Source organism: Alkalibaculum sporogenes (assembly GCF_009362815.1).
GTDB classification, from domain to species: domain Bacteria; phylum Bacillota; class Clostridia; order Eubacteriales; family Alkalibacteraceae; genus Alkalibaculum_A; species Alkalibaculum_A sporogenes.
Genome location: NZ_WHNX01000015.1, coordinates 18234 through 36836, shown reverse-complemented (window position 1 = coordinate 36836; position 18603 = coordinate 18234). Strand labels below are relative to the sequence as shown.

Annotated in this window: 16 protein-coding genes; 15 read left to right on the top strand and 1 reads right to left on the bottom strand. The window is 32.7% G+C overall.

The genetic code is table 11. The annotated features are described in order from the left end of the window. Nucleotides 1–4 precede the first annotated feature (4 nt). The 8 genes from aroA (at nt 5) to GC105_RS10445 (ending at nt 11439) form a co-directional block, all read left to right on the top strand. Entirely contained in the window at nt 5–1306 is a 1302-nt protein-coding gene (gene aroA, locus GC105_RS10480) for a 3-phosphoshikimate 1-carboxyvinyltransferase (RefSeq protein WP_152804614.1), read from the top strand. Then, complete coding sequence (aroC, locus tag GC105_RS10475; protein WP_152804506.1) at nt 1284–2396, top strand: chorismate synthase; 1113 nt, start codon at nt 1284–1286, stop codon at nt 2394–2396. The genes aroA and aroC overlap by 23 nt, the downstream gene beginning before the upstream one ends. After that, entirely contained in the window at nt 2380–2652 is a 273-nt protein-coding gene (locus GC105_RS10470; RefSeq protein WP_152804504.1) for a chorismate mutase, read from the top strand. The genes aroC and GC105_RS10470 overlap by 17 nt, the downstream gene beginning before the upstream one ends. A 91-nt stretch (nt 2653–2743) precedes the next feature. Continuing rightward, the gene (locus GC105_RS10465) at nt 2744–6175 is read left to right on the top strand and encodes a pyruvate carboxylase (protein ID WP_152804502.1); all 3432 of its coding nucleotides are present in this window, start codon (nt 2744–2746) and stop codon (nt 6173–6175) included. A gap of 235 nt (nt 6176–6410) precedes the next feature. Further along, entirely contained in the window at nt 6411–7298 is an 888-nt protein-coding gene (gene cdaA / locus GC105_RS10460; protein ID WP_246169822.1) for a diadenylate cyclase CdaA, read from the top strand. After that, nucleotides 7291–8505: a CdaR family protein gene (locus GC105_RS10455; RefSeq protein ID WP_193708377.1), complete on the top strand. Its 1215-nt coding sequence runs from the start codon at nt 7291–7293 to the stop codon at nt 8503–8505. Before cdaA ends, GC105_RS10455 begins: the two co-directional genes overlap by 8 nt. A 197-nt stretch (nt 8506–8702) precedes the next feature. Then, a complete protein-coding gene (locus GC105_RS10450) occupies nt 8703–10304 on the top strand; it encodes an NAD(P)/FAD-dependent oxidoreductase (protein ID WP_152804498.1) in 1602 nt (533 codons plus the stop codon). 73 nt (nt 10305–10377) lie between these two features. Then, a complete protein-coding gene (locus tag GC105_RS10445; RefSeq protein WP_152804496.1) occupies nt 10378–11439 on the top strand; it encodes a branched-chain amino acid aminotransferase in 1062 nt (353 codons plus the stop codon). 67 nt (nt 11440–11506) lie between these two features. Here the strand turns inward: GC105_RS10445 and asnB are convergent, their stop codons facing one another. Beyond that, nucleotides 11507–13333: an asparagine synthase (glutamine-hydrolyzing) gene (asnB, locus tag GC105_RS10440; protein WP_152804495.1), complete on the bottom strand. Its 1827-nt coding sequence runs from the start codon at nt 13331–13333 to the stop codon at nt 11507–11509. A 175-nt stretch (nt 13334–13508) separates the two neighbouring features. On the opposite strand from asnB, the gene GC105_RS10435 reads away from it, so the two are divergent. The 7 genes from GC105_RS10435 (at nt 13509) to GC105_RS10405 (ending at nt 18594) form a co-directional block, all read left to right on the top strand. Next, nucleotides 13509–13715 (top strand): hypothetical protein, encoded by a 207-nt coding sequence (locus GC105_RS10435; RefSeq protein ID WP_152804493.1) that lies wholly within the window; start codon nt 13509–13511, stop codon nt 13713–13715. A 664-nt stretch (nt 13716–14379) separates the two neighbouring features. Next, entirely contained in the window at nt 14380–15129 is a 750-nt protein-coding gene (locus GC105_RS10430) for an SDR family NAD(P)-dependent oxidoreductase (RefSeq protein ID WP_207706972.1), read from the top strand. Nucleotides 15130–15233: 104 nt separating this feature from the next. Then, nucleotides 15234–15548, top strand: a complete 315-nt coding sequence (locus GC105_RS10425) for a DUF2508 family protein (protein WP_152804491.1) — start codon at nt 15234–15236, stop codon at nt 15546–15548. 66 nt (nt 15549–15614) lie between these two features. Then, on the top strand, nt 15615–15899 hold the full coding sequence (locus tag GC105_RS10420; protein WP_152804489.1) for a pro-sigmaK processing inhibitor BofA family protein: 285 nt from the start codon (nt 15615–15617) through the stop codon (nt 15897–15899). 192 nt (nt 15900–16091) lie between these two features. After that, nucleotides 16092–17819, top strand: coding sequence for a phosphoenolpyruvate--protein phosphotransferase (gene ptsP / locus GC105_RS10415; protein ID WP_152804487.1), 1728 nt, complete (start codon nt 16092–16094; stop codon nt 17817–17819). Between the two features lie 12 nt (nt 17820–17831). Next, a complete protein-coding gene (locus GC105_RS10410; RefSeq protein WP_152804486.1) occupies nt 17832–18098 on the top strand; it encodes an HPr family phosphocarrier protein in 267 nt (88 codons plus the stop codon). Between the two features lie 130 nt (nt 18099–18228). After that, nucleotides 18229–18594, top strand: coding sequence for a YtxH domain-containing protein (locus GC105_RS10405; RefSeq protein ID WP_193708376.1), 366 nt, complete (start codon nt 18229–18231; stop codon nt 18592–18594). Nucleotides 18595–18603: the final 9 nt, after the last annotated feature.

Sequence of the window (18603 nt, the reverse complement as noted above, 5' to 3'; positions counted from 1 at the left end):
ATTGATGAAAAAAGTAGAGATAACACCAACAATTTTAAGAGGAACTGTTAATATTCCTCCATCTAAGAGTATGTCCCATAGAGCGATTTTTTGCGCGGCACTTTCTGATGGCATTAGTAATATTAAGAACGTGTTAATGTCAAAAGATATTATAGCTACATGCAAGGCTGTAGAGGCAATCGGATGTAAAATAAAATATAAGAAAGCCGACGAAAATAAGGAATTATATAATCTTAGAATTCAAGGTAGACCACAAATGAAGCTTATAAATGAAGTAATTGATTGTGAAGAATCAGGCTCTACTCTAAGATTTATTATTCCACTCTTAGCTACTCTAAACAATCAAGTAACAGTTACAGGGAAAGGTAGATTAGTATCTAGACCATTAGATACTTATTATCATATATTTGATGAACATAAAATATACTATACTAATAAATACGGTGAATTACCACTCACTATAAATGGGAGATTAACTGCAGGAGAATATTCAATGCAAGGAGATGTTAGCTCTCAATTTATAACAGGTATGTTATTTGCACTACCTTTACTAAAAGGGAACTCTAAATTGATTATTACTACTGAGTTAGAATCAAAACCATATGTAGATATGACTATAGAAATGCTAAAGAAATTTGGAGTTAATATTGTAAATGAAGATTATCAAAATTTTTATATAAAGGGCAGTCAAGAATATATAGCATCAGATTATACTGTAGAAGGAGACTACTCACAGGCTGCATTCTGGCTAACTGCGGGGATACTAGGAGGCGAACTCTATAGTAATGATATAAAAGCGGAATCACTACAAGGCGATAAAGTTATAGTCGACATAATAGAAGAGATGGGCGGAAAGATAGAAAGTTTTCTTTTAGGATACAAAACCTCTATGTCTAGTACGAAGGGTGTAACGATTGATGCATCACAGTGTCCAGATTTAGTACCAATATTAAGTGTTATCGGAGCAACTAGTGGAGGCATTACAGAGATTGTAAATGCCAAAAGACTTAGGATAAAAGAATCAGATAGATTACAAGCTATAACACAAGTACTGACTACATTAGGTGCAGATATTGTTGAGTATACAGATGGATTAATAATTAGAGGGAAAGAAAAATTAATTGGTGGAGAAGTAGATAGTCATAATGATCATAGAATAGCCATGGCTGTTGCTATTGCATCAATAAAATGTGAAGAAAAGGTAATAATAACGAACTCTCAGAGCATAGAAAAATCATATCCGAATTTTTGGGAGGATTTTGTGGGTTTAGGAGGTAAATTAGATGAGCTCGATATGGGGGAATAGGATAAAGATCTCTATATTTGGAGAATCCCATAGCAATGCTATTGGTGGAGTTTTAGACGGCCTACCTGCTGGAATTAAAATTGATTTTGATGAAATTATGGTAGATATGGATAGAAGAGCCCCAGGAAAAAGTAATCTATCTACGACTAGAAAAGAAGGAGATATTCCAGAAATACTAAGTGGATATTTTAATGGTTACACTACAGGGACACCTTTGGCATTTATAATCAAAAATTCTAACACTAAATCATCTGATTATGATGAGCTGAAAAACTTAATGCGTCCTGGACATGGAGACTATAGTGGAAATGTGAGATATAGAGGGTATAACGACTATAGAGGTGGAGGACATTTTTCTGGACGATTGACAGCTCCATTAGTGTTTATGGGATCTGTTGCAAAACAGTATATAATGCAAAAAAAAGGTATCTATATATTTAGTAGAGTAAAGAGTATTGGTGATATCGTAGATGATCAAATTGATTTTGGCCTTATAAATGACTCCATATTACTTAAAAATCTAAGAACTAAAAAACTTCCAACGATAAATGAACAGAAATCTTTAGAAATGGAAGAGTATATTTTACAAATGAAAAAAAATGGAGATTCAACAGGAGGAGTAATAGAATGCACATGTATAAATGTTCCCACAGGTCTAGGCTCTCCTTTTTTTGAATCATTTGAAAGTTCCCTATCACATCTAATTTTTTCAATTCCATCGGTAAAAGGGATAGAATTTGGCAGAGGATTTGATATAACGAAGCTATCAGGTTCTCAAGCAAATGATGAAATGAGCTACGATGGAAATACGGTCAAGAATTACACAAATAACAATGGTGGTATTACAGGGGGTATTACAAATGGCATGCCTATAGTTTTCAGAGTAGCCATAAAACCGACACCCTCTATTGCAATTCCACAACGAACTATAAATATTGAACAGTGCAAGGACGAAATATTAAGTATTAAGGGAAGGCATGATCCATGTATCGTACCTAGGGCTCTTCCAGTAGTAGAAGCTTGTGCTGCTTTAAACATATTTGATTACTTGATACAGATGGAGGGTATAAATAATGCAAAGTCTAAATGATTTGAGGGTTAAAATCGACAGTATTGATGCCGAACTAATCAAGTTATTTGAAGAAAGAATGAATATTTCCCGGGAAATTGCCGAATTCAAGGAAAAAAACGGGCTTTCTATTTACGATCAAGATAGAGAAAAGAAGGTAATCGAGAATAACATTAGTCATGTCAGTGATGAGCTTAAAGTATATGTAGAAGAATTTGTACAGTGTATAATGCGTATAAGTAAAAAAATCCAGTCTAAATCGACAAATGTTAAATAAAAGAACTTACCTTTTACAGAAATATCTTTTATTTAACCTAAACATTTGATAAAATATTTGGAATAACACTTTTTTCAAAGGAGGCATTTAAATGCAAAAGTTTAATAAAGTACTTATTGCTAATAGAGGCGAGATTGCTATTAGGATTATTCGTGCTTGTAAAGAACTAGGAATAACTACAGTAGCAATTTATGCAGAAGAAGATAAACTATCATTATTTAGAAGGAAAGCAGATGAAGCTTACCTAATAGAGGATCATAGAGGTCCAGTAGATGCATACTTAAATATGGATAAAATTATAAGTTTAGCCAAAAAGAAAAATGTCGATGCCATTCACCCAGGATATGGTTTTTTGTCTGAAAATGCAGAGTTTGCAAAAAAGTGCGAAAAAGAAGGAATCGTATTCATTGGACCATCACATGTTATGATGAGACAATTAGGAGACAAGATACAGTCTAAAATTGTAGCACATAAGGTAGGTGTACCTACTATCCCAGGGGTGGAAAAACCCATAGGATCCGATGAGGAAGCAATTGAATTTGCTAAAATAGCAGGATACCCTATTATGTTGAAAGCTGCTGCAGGTGGTGGCGGAAGAGGCATGAGAATTGTTAAAACAGAAGATAGCATACTCAAAGAGTTTAAATCAGCTCAAAATGAGGCGTTAAAAGCTTTTGGAAATGGCGACATTTTTATAGAAAAATATCTAGAAGAGCCAAGACATATCGAGGTACAAGTGTTAGGTGATAACTACGGTAATATCGTACATTTGTTTGAGAGAGACTGCTCCATACAAAGGAGACATCAAAAGTTAATTGAATTCACTCCGTCACTAAGTATAACTCAAGAACAAAGAGAAGCAATATGTATGGATGCAATTAAAATAGCAAAATCAGTTAAGTATAAAAACGCTGGAACTATAGAATTTTTAGTAGATAAAAATGAAAATCACTTTTTTATAGAGATGAATCCAAGAATACAGGTAGAACATACAGTTACAGAAATGGTTACGGGCATAGACTTAGTACAAAGTCAAATTCTAGTAGCGCAAGGTTATGCATTGAATTCTACAGAAGTTGGTATTGACAGTCAAGAATCAATAAAGATGGTTGGTGCTGCGATACAATGCAGAATAACTACAGAAGATCCACATAATAACTTTATGCCTGACACAGGAAAACTAGAAGTATACAGAACTGGTGGTGGTTATGGAGTCAGATTAGATTCAGGTAATGGCTTTACAGGTGCTGAAATATCTCCTTACTATGATAGTTTGTTAGTTAAAAGTACTGCATTTGCAAGAAACTTTCAAGATGCAAGACAAAAAGCAGTTAGAGCAATTAAAGAGATGGAAATAGAAGGTGTAAAAACTAACAAGGATTTCTTAATAAATGTTTTAGAACATCCTACTTTTATAGAAGGAAAATGTGATACAAACTTTATAGATAACCATCCTGAACTTTTTAAATTGCAATTTAGAGCTAATGAAGAGAAGCGATTATTAAATTTCCTAGGTGAAAAAATTGTAAACGAAACATTAGGAAATAAAAGAGATTACGATGATGCAGTTGTACCTGTAGTAGATGCCACTCAAAAATTGTATGGTACAAAACAGATACTCGATGAAAAAGGACCACAAGGAATAGTAGAATGGATAAAAGGTCAAGATAAATTACTTCTTACGGATACAACTATGAGAGATGCCCATCAATCTTTACTCGCAACGAGAGTAAGGAGCAGAGACATGATAAAGATAGCAAGGGCGACATCTGTACTAGCAAAGGATTTATTCTCACTAGAAATGTGGGGTGGTGCAACATTTGATGTTAGCTATAGGTACTTAAGAGAATCACCTTGGAAAAGATTAGAAGAAATTAGAGAGCGAATACCAAATATTATGTTGCAGATGTTATTTAGGGGTTCTAATGCTGTAGGATATAAAAATTATCCTGATAATGTAGTTAAAGAATTCGTTAAACAAGCCGCACATTCTGGCATAGACGTGTTTAGAATATTTGATTCCCTAAATTGGTTAGAAGCTATGAAGGTCTCTATAGATGAAGTGCAAAAGTATAATAAAATTGCTGAAGTGTGTATGTGTTATACTGGCGACATATTAGATGAATCTAAAACAAAATATAATCTTGACTACTATGTAAAAATGGCAAGAGAAATAGAAAAGACGGGAGCGCATATTTTAGCCATAAAAGATATGTCAGCTTTATTAAAGCCTGCTGCTGCGTATAAGCTAATCACAACATTGAAAGAAGAAATTAATATACCAATTCATCTCCATACTCATGATACTACTGGTAATGGAGTAGCTACAGTTTTAATGGCTTCAATGGCAGGAGTCGATATAGTAGATACGGCATTTAATGGTTTGAGTGGACTAACGAGTCAACCTGCATTAAATTCTATAGTAGCTGCAATGGAAAATACCCCTAGGGATACAAATATGGATTTATCTGAGCTTCAGTTGATTTCCGATTACTGGAGTAGTGCTAGAGACGTATATACAGAGTTTGAATCTGGTTTAAAATCTGGTACGGCAGAGATATATAAGTACGAAATACCAGGAGGACAATATTCAAATATGAAGGCACAGGTCGAAAGTTTTGGACTTGGGCATAAATTCACAGAAGTAAAAGAGAAATATATGGAATCGAATGGACTATTTGGAGATATAGTAAAAGTTACACCATCATCTAAATCAATTGGTGATATGGCAATATTTATGGTGCAAAATGATATGGACGCAGAAAATATATTTGAAAAAGGCAAAAGCTTGGCTTTCCCTGATTCTGTAGTAGATTTCTTTAAAGGTATGATAGGTCAGCCAGAAGGTGGATTTAATCCTGAACTACAAAAATTAGTATTAAAAGGTGAAGATCCAATTACGGTTCGCCCAGGAACTCTATTAGAAGATATGGATTTAGAACTAATTAAAAAAGAGTACAAAGAAAAATATGGGCTAGAAATTAGTGATAAGGATGCAGTGTCAGCAGCTCTCTACCCTAAAGTATTTAAAGAATATGTAGAATATTTTGGGCAGTTTGACGAGTATATGAGGATGGAAAGTCATGTGTTCTTCTTTGGACTAAAAGTTGGAGAAACAGCACAGATTGAAATTGATACAGGAAAGAGCTATGTCGTGAAGTTAGTGCAAATTGGCAATGTTGACGATAATGGACAAAGATGTGTCGTATTTGAAGTAGATGGTTTTAGAAGAGACGTATATATAGAAGATAAAAAATCATTTGCTGCTCAGAATAAACAAACTCTGACTAAAGCTGATAAAAACAATCCCCTTCATATTGGATCTAGTATACCTGGAACAGTATTAGAAGTTATGGTGAAAGAAGGCGATAGTGTTGAAATTAATCAGCCACTCGCTATAATTGAAGCTATGAAAATGGAAACAGAGGTTGTAAGCACTATAAAAGGAACTGTAGATGATGTATCCATTTCTGCTGGTCAAAGTGTACAATCAGGTGAACTAATTATCACCTTAAAAGAATAAGAAGGATCCCAATTAATAAACCACTTAGGAAAACACCCACCAAATAGGTGGGTGTTTTCCTAAAAAAACATAAGTACAAACACATATTATTTAGGTGAAATAAGTATTAGTAGAACCTAATCGGACTTTTACAGGCAGTTAATCTCCCGCTAATCATTTTTTTCATCTTGATAAAGTAACAATAGAGTAAAAAAATTATAACATTATCCGATATATAGTATATAGGGATAAAAACATGGTGTATAATACTGAATATGTAGTAAAGAAGGTAGGGAAAGAATTGATGCCTCAGATATATGATATATTCGATAATATTTTAATACTAATTAGACCAGCAAGTATAATTGACATATTAATTGTAGCATTTGTTGTGTATAAAATGATTGGATGGATTAGGTATACCCAAGCAGAACAAGTAGCTAAGGGGATAGTTTTTTTATTACTTGCTACTCAAATAAGTGACTGGTTTGGGCTTCATGCAGTAAATTTTTTACTTAGGAATATAATGACAGTTGGACTTATTGCACTAATTATTGTGTTTCAACCAGAGATGCGAAGAGCCCTTGAACATATAGGAAGGACTAGTTTCTTTAGGACAAAATACGTACAAGATATTAAAGAGACAAAGAAAATAATTGATGAAACTATTGAAGCCATAAGTGAAATGTCCAATGCCAAGGTTGGGGCTCTTATTGTTATGGAAAAAGATACGGGACTAGATGATATAATTACTACCGGTACTTATTTAGAAGCACAAGTGACTAGTGAGTTATTGCTAAATATTTTTACACCGAATACACCGCTTCATGACGGAGCTGTAATAATACGTATAAGCGAGAATAAGTTAAAGGCAGCTTCATGCCTATTGCCTTTAACAGAAAATAAGAATGTGAGTAAAACCTTAGGTACTAGACACAGGGCAGGGCTTGGTATGTCTGAAAATTCTGATGCTATTGTTATAATAGTATCAGAAGAATCTGGTGTTATTTCATACGCAAGTGCAGGTAGACTGTATCGGTACTTAGATATAAAAAGCATGACTGAGTTTTTAAATGAAGAGTTCTTACCAAAAGAAGAAACACCAAAGAAATTCAAATTTTGGGGGAATAATAATTGTGAATAAGCTAAAGAAGAAAGAAACAAATATAAGTATAATTGGCTCGATATTAATTGCTTTTGTAATATGGATATACGTAATTGGAGAAGTAGATCCAAATGTAAAGCAAAGATTCAATAATATACCCGTAACAATAGAAAATCTACAAGTTCTTGAAGAAAATGGACTTGTTATCTCAAAAGAAGAAGATCTTACTGTTGATATAACGCTATATGGTAGAACGAGTACCATGTATGGATTGCGTAATAGAATAACAGCATCAATTGATGCTACTGATATTACTGAAAAAGGAACATACGATTTATATATTGAAATTAGCGGCATTCCTGATAATATTGAATTACAAGAAACACACCCGAATAGCATTGCTATAGAGGTTGATCGGTTAGCAGAAGACGAGAGGCGAGTGGAACTAAATATTGTAGGAGAGCCTGCGTCGGGTTTAGTAATCCTAGGATACTCGATAGATCCAGATATAGTATCCATCGACGGACCGGAGGACATATTAAATAATGTAAGTAAAATAAAAGGTGATATAAATGTTAAAGATGCTAAAGATAATTTAAATCAAAGTGTTGAGTTGTATCCAGTTGACTCAGAGGATAGGAAAGTCGAAGGAGTTTCTATAAACACTCAAACAGCAAATGTAACTGTACAAATTGGTGGAACGAAAGAGCTAGAAATCAAGCCAGAAATAAAGGGTAAAATTGCAGATGGGTATGTAGTTTCAGAAATAGTGATAGAGCCAAAGAGCATAGTAGTAGGGGCAAGAAAGAATTTGCTGGATAATATTGAAGAAATAGTAACAGAAGCGATTAATCTTGATGGTATTAACGATAGTTTTGAAGAAGAAGTGTCGTTGATTCTACCAAGTGACATCAAGATAATAGAAGGCGATTCCACTGTTTTAGTAAAGGTGGTTGTACAAAGGGTTGAGAGTCGAGAGTATAGTATTGATAATATAGAGCTGGTAAATAAACCAGAAGACATAGATATAACATTTGAAGAACAAACAATAACTGTAACTCTTAGAGCAATAACAGAAGTATTGGATAGTATTAAAAATCAAGAGTTAAAGTTGATTCTAGATTTAGAAGATATAGATATTGGAGAAAATGATGTTAAATTATTGATGGAAGATATTGATGACGTGACAATACAGTCAATAATACCAGGAACAATTCAAGTAATTGCTACAGAAACTAGCCCTTAGGGTATTAGAGTATGCCGTAGTAATATTAATAATATATCAAGAGATAGTTGCTTAACGAAAACCTAGACAATATTGTCTAGGTTTTATCCCGCATTAACAGGCACTAAAATTCCCGTCGTAGGTTGCGGGCTTCTAGCGCCTTTCGGTTGCTACAAGCCTCGCCAACCCTGAGTTTCACTTTATGAAGGAGATAACAAATGAGATACGAAATTAAAAATATAAAAATACCAATTGAAGAATTAAAAGATGATCTTGCTCAATATATCTGTCACAATTTAAAAATAAAATTAGATGAAATTAGTGCATTTAATATTACTAGTAAGTCCATAGATGCAAGGAAAAGTCATCAAGATGAGATTAATATAATATTTTCTGTTGTTTTTAATTATTCGAAAGATATAAAAAAAGGCAAGACAAAATGGACGATTAGAAAAGAAGACGAAATAGCTAATGTAAGCAGTCAAATTCAAAGTAAAGAAAGAAAATTTTCTGATAAAGCTCCGATTATCGTAGGATTTGGACCTGCAGGTATTTTTGCTGCTTTAAAATTAGCAGAATATGGACTTAATCCCATAGTTCTAGAGCGTGGAAAAGATGTTGACGCAAGAACGGTAGACATAAACAAATTTTGGCAAGATAGGAACCTCGATGAGGATAGTAATGTCCAATTTGGAGAAGGTGGGGCAGGAGCTTTCTCTGATGGGAAGCTAACTACAAGGGTTAAGGATTACACTTGCAAGGAAATATTAAGGAAATTTGTAGATGCTGGAGCTCCAGAAGAAATCATGTATCTAAATAAGCCTCATGTTGGAACAGATAAACTCAGAGGAGTAATTAAAAACATGAGAAATCAGATTATAGATTTAGGTGGTCAAGTCCTATTCAATAGCTGTGTAACTGATATTCTGATAGAAAAAGGGCAAGTAGTAGGAGTAGAAGTAAACAATAAAGAAAATTATTTCACGAATCAACTTATTTTAGCAACAGGACATAGCGCTAGAGACACTTATGAAATGATAATAAAAAGAGATATAAGTGTTGATGCAAAGGGTTTTGCTATAGGTCTTAGAATAGAACATGACCAAAAATACCTAAATAAAATACAATATGGAAAGTATTACGATCATCCTAAGTTAAAAGCAGCTGATTATCAGCTAGCTTATAGAGATGATGTAAGTAAAAGAGGAGTTTATAGTTTTTGTATGTGTCCAGGAGGTTTAGTAGTTGCGTCTTCTTCAGAAAAGGGAAGTGTGGTTACTAATGGGATGAGCTACTACGCTAGGAACCTTACAAACGCAAATAGTGCTTTGGTGGTAAATATTAATCCACAAGATTTCAATAACGATCCACTTGAAGGAATTGCATTCCAGAGAAAATATGAAAAATTTGCTTTTGAAATAGGTGGAAAGAACTACAATGCGCCAGTTCAACTTGTAGGTGACTTTTTAAAGGGAAAAGTTTCAACACATACATCATCTATAAAACCATCTTATAAACCAGGTACAACTCCCACAGATTTAGCTCAAGTATTACCAGAGTACGTATCTAGTTCTATTAGAAATGCATTACCGTATTTTGATAAAAAAATAAAAGGTTTTGCAGATTATGAGACTGTATTAACAGGAGTAGAAACAAGAACATCATCTCCAATGAGGATCGTAAGAAATAAAGAAACAAAAGAATCTATAAATGTAAAAGGATTATTTCCTGTAGGAGAAGGAGCAGGATATGCTGGAGGAATTATGAGTGCAGCTATAGATGGAATTAAATGTGCATATTTGATAGCAGCAAGTGTGTAGTATTGCAAAAAAAATTGACCTAATAAAAATAATTAGGTTATAATGAAAAGATAATTTATCGGGAGATGGTAATATGGAGATAAGAATAACTAGAACACGTAATCCAAAGAAAAAACCAGACGAGAATAGTTTAGTCTTTGGTCATGATTTTACAGATCATATGTTTATTATGAATTATACACAAGGAGAAGGTTGGCATGATCCTCGTGTGGAACCATATGGACCATTACAGTTAGATCCATCTACCATGGTTTTTCACTATGCTCAAGAAACCTTTGAAGGATTAAAGGCTTATAAAACAGATAGTGGAGATATACAGTTATTTAGAGCCAAGGACAATGCAGCTAGATTAAACCAATCCAATGAAAGGATGTGTATTCCTACATTGGACGAAGAAGATGTTATTCAAGCAATTGCTACTCTTGTAAAAGTAGATCAAGATTGGATACCTAAAGCTGAAGGCACATCTTTATACATAAGGCCTTTTGTGATTGCAACAGATCCATTTGTAGGAGTTAAAGCTTCGTCAACTTACTTGTTCATGATTATATTAAGCCCAGTAGGAGCGTATTATAAAGAAGGAATAAGCCCTGTGAAGATTTACGTAGAAGATAAATATGTAAGAGCAGTACCAGGAGGTATAGGCTTTGCTAAAACTGGTGGCAATTATGCAGCAAGCCTTATGGCTCAAGTGGAAGCAGGTAAAAAAGGTTACTCACAAGTTTTGTGGTTAGATGGCATAGAAAGAAAGTATGTTGAAGAGGTAGGCACAAGTAATGTATTTTGTAGAGTAGGTAATAAGATATATACACCTCCTTTACAAGGCAGTATTCTCTCAGGAATCACGCGTGATTCTGCGATAAAACTTTTAAGAAGTTGGGATATTGAAGTTATAGAAGAGAGGTTTACTATTGAACAGTTATTTGAATGGCATAGAAAAGGTGAGTTGCAAGAAGTGTTTGCTACAGGAACAGCGGCAGTAATTTCTCCGATTGGTGCGTTATCTTGGCAAGACAACGAGATAACAATAAATAATAATGAAATAGGTCAATTGTCTCAACGATTATACAATAGTATTACCAAGATTCAAAATGGTCAATTAGAAGACTCCTTTAGTTGGATAACTAGCATATAATATATAAGCCGGGTTACTAGAACCCGGCTATATCTATATGAACAGCACCACATATAATGGATGCTGGTTATAGGATTTTTACATTATATGATTTTAACCAAAAATCTATTTGAGTTAATAGAGCCATTACTTGTGGTCCGGTCATAAGCTGGCCATACCAAGGAACTTCAAAGTTTGACCCATTAGTATCTACAATTTCTTTAACGTACTTAGTATCGATAATATCTAAAATAGGTGAAGATTTATCTTTAAGTATTTTAGAAAGATTATCTCTTACAATATTTGTGTAAATTGGATTGTGGGTCTTAGGGTAAGGACTTTTTTTTCTATGAATTATCTCATCCGGAAGTAAATCTTTTACAGATTCACGTAGTAGACCTTTTTCTCTACCACCTAATAATTTATATTTTGCCGGGATATTATAAGCGTACTCAACTAATCTATGATCGGCAAAAGGAACTCTAACTTCTAGACTATTTCTCATGCTCATTCTATCTTTTCTATTTAACAAGGTAATCATAAACCACTTGATGTTAAGGTAAGTCATTTCTCTTATTTTTGTATCTTCAATAGGTTCACCATCTAGTTTTGGAACTTTAGACAAAGTGTCTTTAAACTTACCTCGAACGTATTCTTCTAATGGTAACTTCTTGAGAGAATCATTTAAAATACGACTTCTATAATTTACAGATTTTGCCCAAGGAAAAGTATCTGCATATAGATCTTCATTTCTAGTAAACCATGGATATCCACCAAAAATTTCATCTGCACACTCTCCAGATAATCCTACAGTGACATGCTTCTTTATCTCTTTGCAAAACAGAAGTAAAGATGAATCCACATCAGCCATGCCAGGAGTATCCTTTGCAAGGACTGATTCATTTAGGGCTTCAGCCAATGCCTCTTGGGTAAGGATTATATTATTGTGGTTAGTACCTAAGTAATCAGACATAACTTTGATATAGTAACTATCAGAATTTGGTTGATATAAACTAGATTTAAAATACAATTCATTATCAGTATAATCTACAGAAAAAGTTTTAAGATGGTTCACATTTTTAGAGGCTACGGCAGATATGATACTAGAATCTAATCCACCTGATAAAAATGTACATATAGGTACATCGCTAATTAATTGCCTCGTTATAGCATCTTCTAAAAGATATCGAGTATGTTCTAAAATTTCTTCAAGAGACTCGTTGTTTTCTATAGCCTTTAATTCCCAGTATTCTTTAAGATCTATATTCCCATTTGAAAAAACCATCCCATGTGCAGGAGGAATTTCATTAATGTTTTTAAAAATACCGGAGCCCAAATCTGTTGCAGGACCAAGCCCAAAAATTTCCATTAATCCTTGTTCATCCAATATAGGATGCACATCAGGGTGAGACAGAAGGCCTTTAATTTCAGAAGCAAATATTAATGACGATCCTAACTGGGTATAAAATAAAGGCTTAACTCCAAGGTGATCACGAGCTAAAAAAGCAGATTTATTCTTTTCATCAAATATGCAAAAAGCAAAAATACCATTTAAGTGATTAACACATTCTTCTTTCCAATGAATATAAGAAGTAAGGAGTACTTCAGTATCAGAATATGAATTAAATGAGTAACCATGAGTTATTAATTCTGAACGTATGTCTTCTGTATTGTACAACTCTCCATTATACACAATAGTATAATGTGTATTGTCTACGACTTTTGTCATAGGCTGTTGACCACCAGAAGGGTCAATAACTATGAGTCTTCTGTGACCTAAAAGAGCATTTTCATGTATATAAGTACCGTAAGAATCAGGACCTCTGTAAGACAAAGTATCCATCATTTTCTTGACTGCTAAATTATAAGAAGAAATATCTTCCATTGTATCTATCCATCCAACAATACCACACAAAAAGATCACCTCTATATTTATTCCCTAACTTAATATGTAGTATATGTAAAAAACATCGGATGTGATACACCCATATTTTACAATTAATATTTAAAATTATTTAAGTATAAAAAGTTGGTCTTTTTTTACTAGCAACTACATATAATAGATGTATTCGCAATAATGGAGGTGTTCTATGTATACAAAGTATTATGTTGAATCCGCAGATAGAAAGGGAAATGTCTGGACTGTTACAAATCGAAATACCTATAAAATTATGGGGAATTTCCAAAGTAGAGAATTAGCAATCCAATTTGCTAATGAACTATGTAAAGATGTACTAAATAGTATGATTATTGTCAATGATAAATGTACTAATAGTATTTATTTAGATAAGATGTAACTTGTAATTATGACATACTATATTAATATAAAAGAGGTAGTATGAGTAACAATATACAAATTAATATAAAAAATATTGATTAAATGCAACTAATAGTATAGACAAAAAAAGCAATGCATAGTAAAATAGAGTATATCATAGACATCACTTAAAACGCCCTTCATACGTTTAAATAAGTGTTTGTGATTATTTCCCCAGCCCCCTTGAAGAAGAGGGCTATTTTTTTTAAGAAAAATTATCCTTTTGTATTATAAAGAAAAAGATTATAAGTAATATTCCTAATTGCGAAGAAACTATTGATATAATTGCATATAAACAAAGAGCCCAAGTAACAAGTGTAATTGAGCTTATTCTCATTAGCAGATGAGATATATACGTTTTATCTAAAAAACATTGTTTTAATAAATGTGATAGTATAAAATCTTAAAATAAAGTGAAACTTTATTCAGTAGGGGTTTACCCTATTGAAGATTAGTTGAACCAATCGGGCTTTTACAGGCAGTTAATCTCCCACTTATCATTTTTTTCATCTTCAAATCTTCAAGTGGGAATCTTAGTGCCTGTTAATGCGGGATAAAGTGAAACTTTATTCAGTAGGGGTTTGAAGCGGGAATCTTAGTGCCTGTAAATACGGGATAAATATGTAAAAGGAGTGAATTCAAAAATGTTATTGAAAGATCGTATTGCTTTAGTAACTGGTGGTGCAATGGGTATAGGAAAAGCTATCGCTATTGATATGTGTAAAGAAGGTGCTAAAGTAATTATAGCGGATATTTCTAAAGAGGCTGGACAAAAAACAGTTGATGAAATAAAAAAAATGGGTGGCACAGCTTTATTTAAACAAATAAATGTAGTTGATTATGAATCCTTAAATATAGCTGCCGACGAAATTTCTAAAGAATTAGGGAAAATAGATATATTAGTAGTTAACGCTGGCATATCAATTAAAAAGTCTTTTGAAGAAATAGATGAAGCCCTTTGGGATAAGGTTTTGGATATTAATTTAAAAGGATCCTTTTTAACAGTAAAGGCTTTTTTAAACCATATAAAAGAAAGTAAATATGGAAAAATTGTAGTAATATCTTCAGGTTCTGCCCTAACGGGTACTGGTGGAGGCATACATTATGCAGCGTCTAAGGCAGGACAAAACGCTATGGTTCTAAATCTTGCTAAAGAATTAGGACCCAAAGGTATAAATGTAAATGCAATAGCTCCAAGAGTAATTCAAACAGATATATTAGATCACTTATATCCTGATGAACAAAGCAGAAAAGAATTGCTAAATAAAATACCAATCAGAAAAATAGGACAACCGGAAGACATTGCATATTTGGCGTCATTTTTAGCATCAGATAAATCAAAATATCTACATGGACAAATAATTTTATTAGATGGTGGCAGAACACATCAATAAATCTAACTTGCTATTGTGAATAATTAATTTTATTTAAGTAGTGAATAAAATTCCCCTTAATAGGTTAATAATACAATCAAAGAAACTTGTTGGGGGTTTGTTTTATGTACAAATCATTAATAACAATAGCAATTAAAATTAAGCTATCTATGTTGAGTAGGGTTAAAAGACTAATAGACATTTTTTATGTAAATAGACAAAGTGTAAAAATAAATATGAAAACAAAACTACACGATGATAGTGCCATTAGACTAATACAGAAAGCTAAAAAAGATCTAGAACAGTCAAAAAATTATTTTGCTAATGTAACAGATCCGGATTTAGTTGATTATGCAGCGCATAAAATTTTAGCAAATCAATCATTTTATGCATATCTGTTAAAGAAAGCCAAGGCAGAAAATATAACTTTTCACGTATAATTTAGAATAATTATCACATGTCTTAAATATCTTATATATAAGAAACTTAGGATGGTGATTATTAAAATGGGGATAGGATTAGAAACTGATGCAGTATTAGCATATTCCATTGGTTTATTATTATTGTATTTACTGGGAAGTTCTTTGATGAAAATATTCAAGGTTCCAGTTAAGATTATTATGACAATTTTTATTAATAGTATTTTAGGTGGACTAATATTGTTTATACTAAACATATTTGGTCAAGCATACAACTTCCAGATCGGAATTAACCCTCTTAACGCTTTGACAATAGGAGTATTAGGTATACCTGGATTAATAATGCTAATAATATTGAAGATGATACTTTGATGATGGTCATAGCTAAAACTTTACTTAAATAATTAGTAAAGTTTTTTCTTTATACAAAAAAAATGCAAACATAAAATGCAAACCATTACATACCATTACATCTAGTAATGGTATATGAAGTGTGATAGAATTAAAAAAATATTATGCATTAGTATAATATACAATGTAATTATTTACTGAGGAGGAACAAGTATGAAGGGTATAGGTGCATCTCCTGGCATAGCGATAAGTAAGGCATATGTATTGAAACATCAGAATATTGAGATAAGCACTAAGGAGATACAAGATATACAAAGTGAGGTATCAAGATTAAAAGAAGCTATTAAAGTATCAAGTATACAAATAGGGGAAATAAAAGAAAAGGCAATTAAAGAATTAGGTGAAGAAGAGGCAAAGATTTTCGATGCACATCTAATGATTCTTGATGATCCTGAATATACAGGACAAATAGAACAGATAATCAATAATGACAAAATTGCTGCAGATAACGCGACTAATCAAGTAACAGAACAATTTGTGGCTATATTTGGTTCCATGGATGATGAATACATGAAAGAAAGAGCAGCAGATATATCAGATGTTGGTAGTAGATTAATAAGAAATATTCTAGGTGTGAAAAGTCAAAATCTAAGTGAAATAAATGAAGATGTAATAATTATTGCAAAGGATTTAACTCCTTCTGATACTGCACAAATGAATAAAGAGAGAGTACAAGGTTTTGCCACTGATATCGGTGGAAGAACGTCTCATACTGCGATTATGGCTAGAAGTCTAGAAATACCGGCTGTACTTGGATTAAAAGATATCACATCAAAGGCTCAAGAGGGCGACATTATTATTTTAGATGGTTTAACTGGGGAAGTTATAGTAAATCCAGATAAAACAACTCTAAAACAATACGAAGATAAAAAAAATGAATACGAAAACTTTAGAAAAGAACTAGAAGAGTTAAAAGATTTACATGCCGAAACTAAAGATGGTCACTTAGTTGAACTTGTTGGAAACATCGGTACTCCAAATGACATAGAAGGTGTTCATAGAAATGGTGGACAGGGTGTAGGTTTATATAGAACAGAATTCCTATACATGGATAGTCACGAAATGCCAAGTGAAGAAAAACAATATGACGCTTATAAAAAAGTAGTAGAAGGCATGGAGAATATGCCAATTATAATAAGAACTTTAGATATAGGTGGAGACAAAAAACTTCCATATCTACAGTTAGATGATGAATTAAACCCATTCTTAGGATTACGTGCAATTAGATTATGCTTTGCTGAAAAAGATTTATTCAAAACTCAATTAAGAGCCATATTAAGAGCAAGTGCACATGGAAAAGCTTTAATTATGTTTCCCATGATATCTAATATTGAAGAAGTAAGACAAGCTAAAGTAATATTAGAAGAATGTAAAAGCGAATTAGATACAGAACAAATTGCATATGACAAAGAAATTAAAGTAGGTATTATGGTAGAAATACCATCAGCAGCAGTATGTGCAGACATTATAGCTAAAGAAGTAGACTTTTTTAGTATAGGTACTAATGATTTATGTCAGTATACACTTGCTGTTGATAGAATGAATGAAAATGTGTCTTATTTATATCAACCATTCAATCCTGCAATACTTAGGTTGGTAAAAAATGTAATCGATGCATCTCATGCTCATAAAGGAAAATTCACAGGGATGTGTGGCGAAATGGCCGGAGAACCTCTTGCAGCATTAATACTATTAGGACTTGGATTAGATGAATTTAGCATGAGTGCCTCATCAATACCACAGATTAAAAAAATAATTAGAAGTGTTACGCTAAAAGAAGCTCAAGAAATCGCTAAAAAAGCTTTAGATCTTGCTACGGCAGACGAAGTTAAACAAATGGTACAATTAGAATTAAATAAATTAAATATTGAAATAGTCTAGGAGGAAATTAAAATGATAAGTAAAGAGATAACAATATTAAACGCTACAGGATTACACGCAAGACCAGCTTCTATGTTTGTGCAAGAGGCAGGAAAATACAAATCAGAAATCAATATCATAAAAGGCGATAAAAGGATTAATGCTAAAAGTATTATGGGTATTATGGCTGGTGGACTTTCAAAAGATACAGTAATTACTATTGAAACTGACGGTGACGATGAACAAGCGGCACTAGATGCTTTAGTAGGATTAGTAGAAAGTAAATTTGGAGAAGAGTAATAATAATAACTTTAAAAAAGCTATTCAAAAGTAGAGTAAATCTATTTTGAATAGTTTTTTTTGAAAAAAAGTGATTAATAGAATTGTTATGGGGTATAATTAATTACAATAAACAGTAGGAGGAATGATTATGTCTAAAAGTTCAGACTTTATGAGTGGAGTATTATTAGGTACTATTATTGGTGGAATAGCAGGAATATTATTAGCTCCTGAATCCGGAAAAGATACAATGAAAAAATTGAAAGATGCAAGTGAAGATTTAGTTGACAATGTAAAAGACTTAAGTAGCGACGCTATGGAACAAATGACGGAATATAAAGAAGATATAAATGAAAAAGTAGAAAGTTTAAGCAGTAAAGTTTCCGATAAAGTGAAGTCTTATAGAAGTGAATTAGAAAGCAAGTTAGAGGAAATCAAGGATTCTGTCGAAGATGCGATAGATGATCTTGAAACAGATTTAGATCAAGACCCGGATCCACAAGATACTCAAATATAAATAATATAC

What these genes read in the sequence shown, in the direction of transcription:
- aroA (WP_152804614.1), top strand. Translation starts at nt 5, where the DNA reads ATGAAAAAAGTAGAGATAACACCAACAATTTTAAGAGGAACTGTTAAT.
- aroC (WP_152804506.1), top strand. Translation starts at nt 1,284, where the DNA reads ATGAGCTCGATATGGGGGAATAGGATAAAGATCTCTATATTTGGAGAA.
- GC105_RS10470 (WP_152804504.1), top strand. Translation starts at nt 2,380, where the DNA reads ATGCAAAGTCTAAATGATTTGAGGGTTAAAATCGACAGTATTGATGCC.
- GC105_RS10465 (WP_152804502.1), top strand. Translation starts at nt 2,744, where the DNA reads ATGCAAAAGTTTAATAAAGTACTTATTGCTAATAGAGGCGAGATTGCT.
- cdaA (WP_246169822.1), top strand. Translation starts at nt 6,411, where the DNA reads ATGGTGTATAATACTGAATATGTAGTAAAGAAGGTAGGGAAAGAATTG.
- GC105_RS10450 (WP_152804498.1), top strand. Translation starts at nt 8,703, where the DNA reads ATGAGATACGAAATTAAAAATATAAAAATACCAATTGAAGAATTAAAA.
- GC105_RS10445 (WP_152804496.1), top strand. Translation starts at nt 10,378, where the DNA reads ATGGAGATAAGAATAACTAGAACACGTAATCCAAAGAAAAAACCAGAC.
- GC105_RS10435 (WP_152804493.1), top strand. Translation starts at nt 13,509, where the DNA reads ATGTATACAAAGTATTATGTTGAATCCGCAGATAGAAAGGGAAATGTC.
- GC105_RS10430 (WP_207706972.1), top strand. Translation starts at nt 14,380, where the DNA reads ATGTTATTGAAAGATCGTATTGCTTTAGTAACTGGTGGTGCAATGGGT.
- GC105_RS10425 (WP_152804491.1), top strand. Translation starts at nt 15,234, where the DNA reads ATGTACAAATCATTAATAACAATAGCAATTAAAATTAAGCTATCTATG.
- GC105_RS10420 (WP_152804489.1), top strand. Translation starts at nt 15,615, where the DNA reads ATGGGGATAGGATTAGAAACTGATGCAGTATTAGCATATTCCATTGGT.
- ptsP (WP_152804487.1), top strand. Translation starts at nt 16,092, where the DNA reads ATGAAGGGTATAGGTGCATCTCCTGGCATAGCGATAAGTAAGGCATAT.
- GC105_RS10410 (WP_152804486.1), top strand. Translation starts at nt 17,832, where the DNA reads ATGATAAGTAAAGAGATAACAATATTAAACGCTACAGGATTACACGCA.
- GC105_RS10405 (WP_193708376.1), top strand. Translation starts at nt 18,229, where the DNA reads ATGTCTAAAAGTTCAGACTTTATGAGTGGAGTATTATTAGGTACTATT.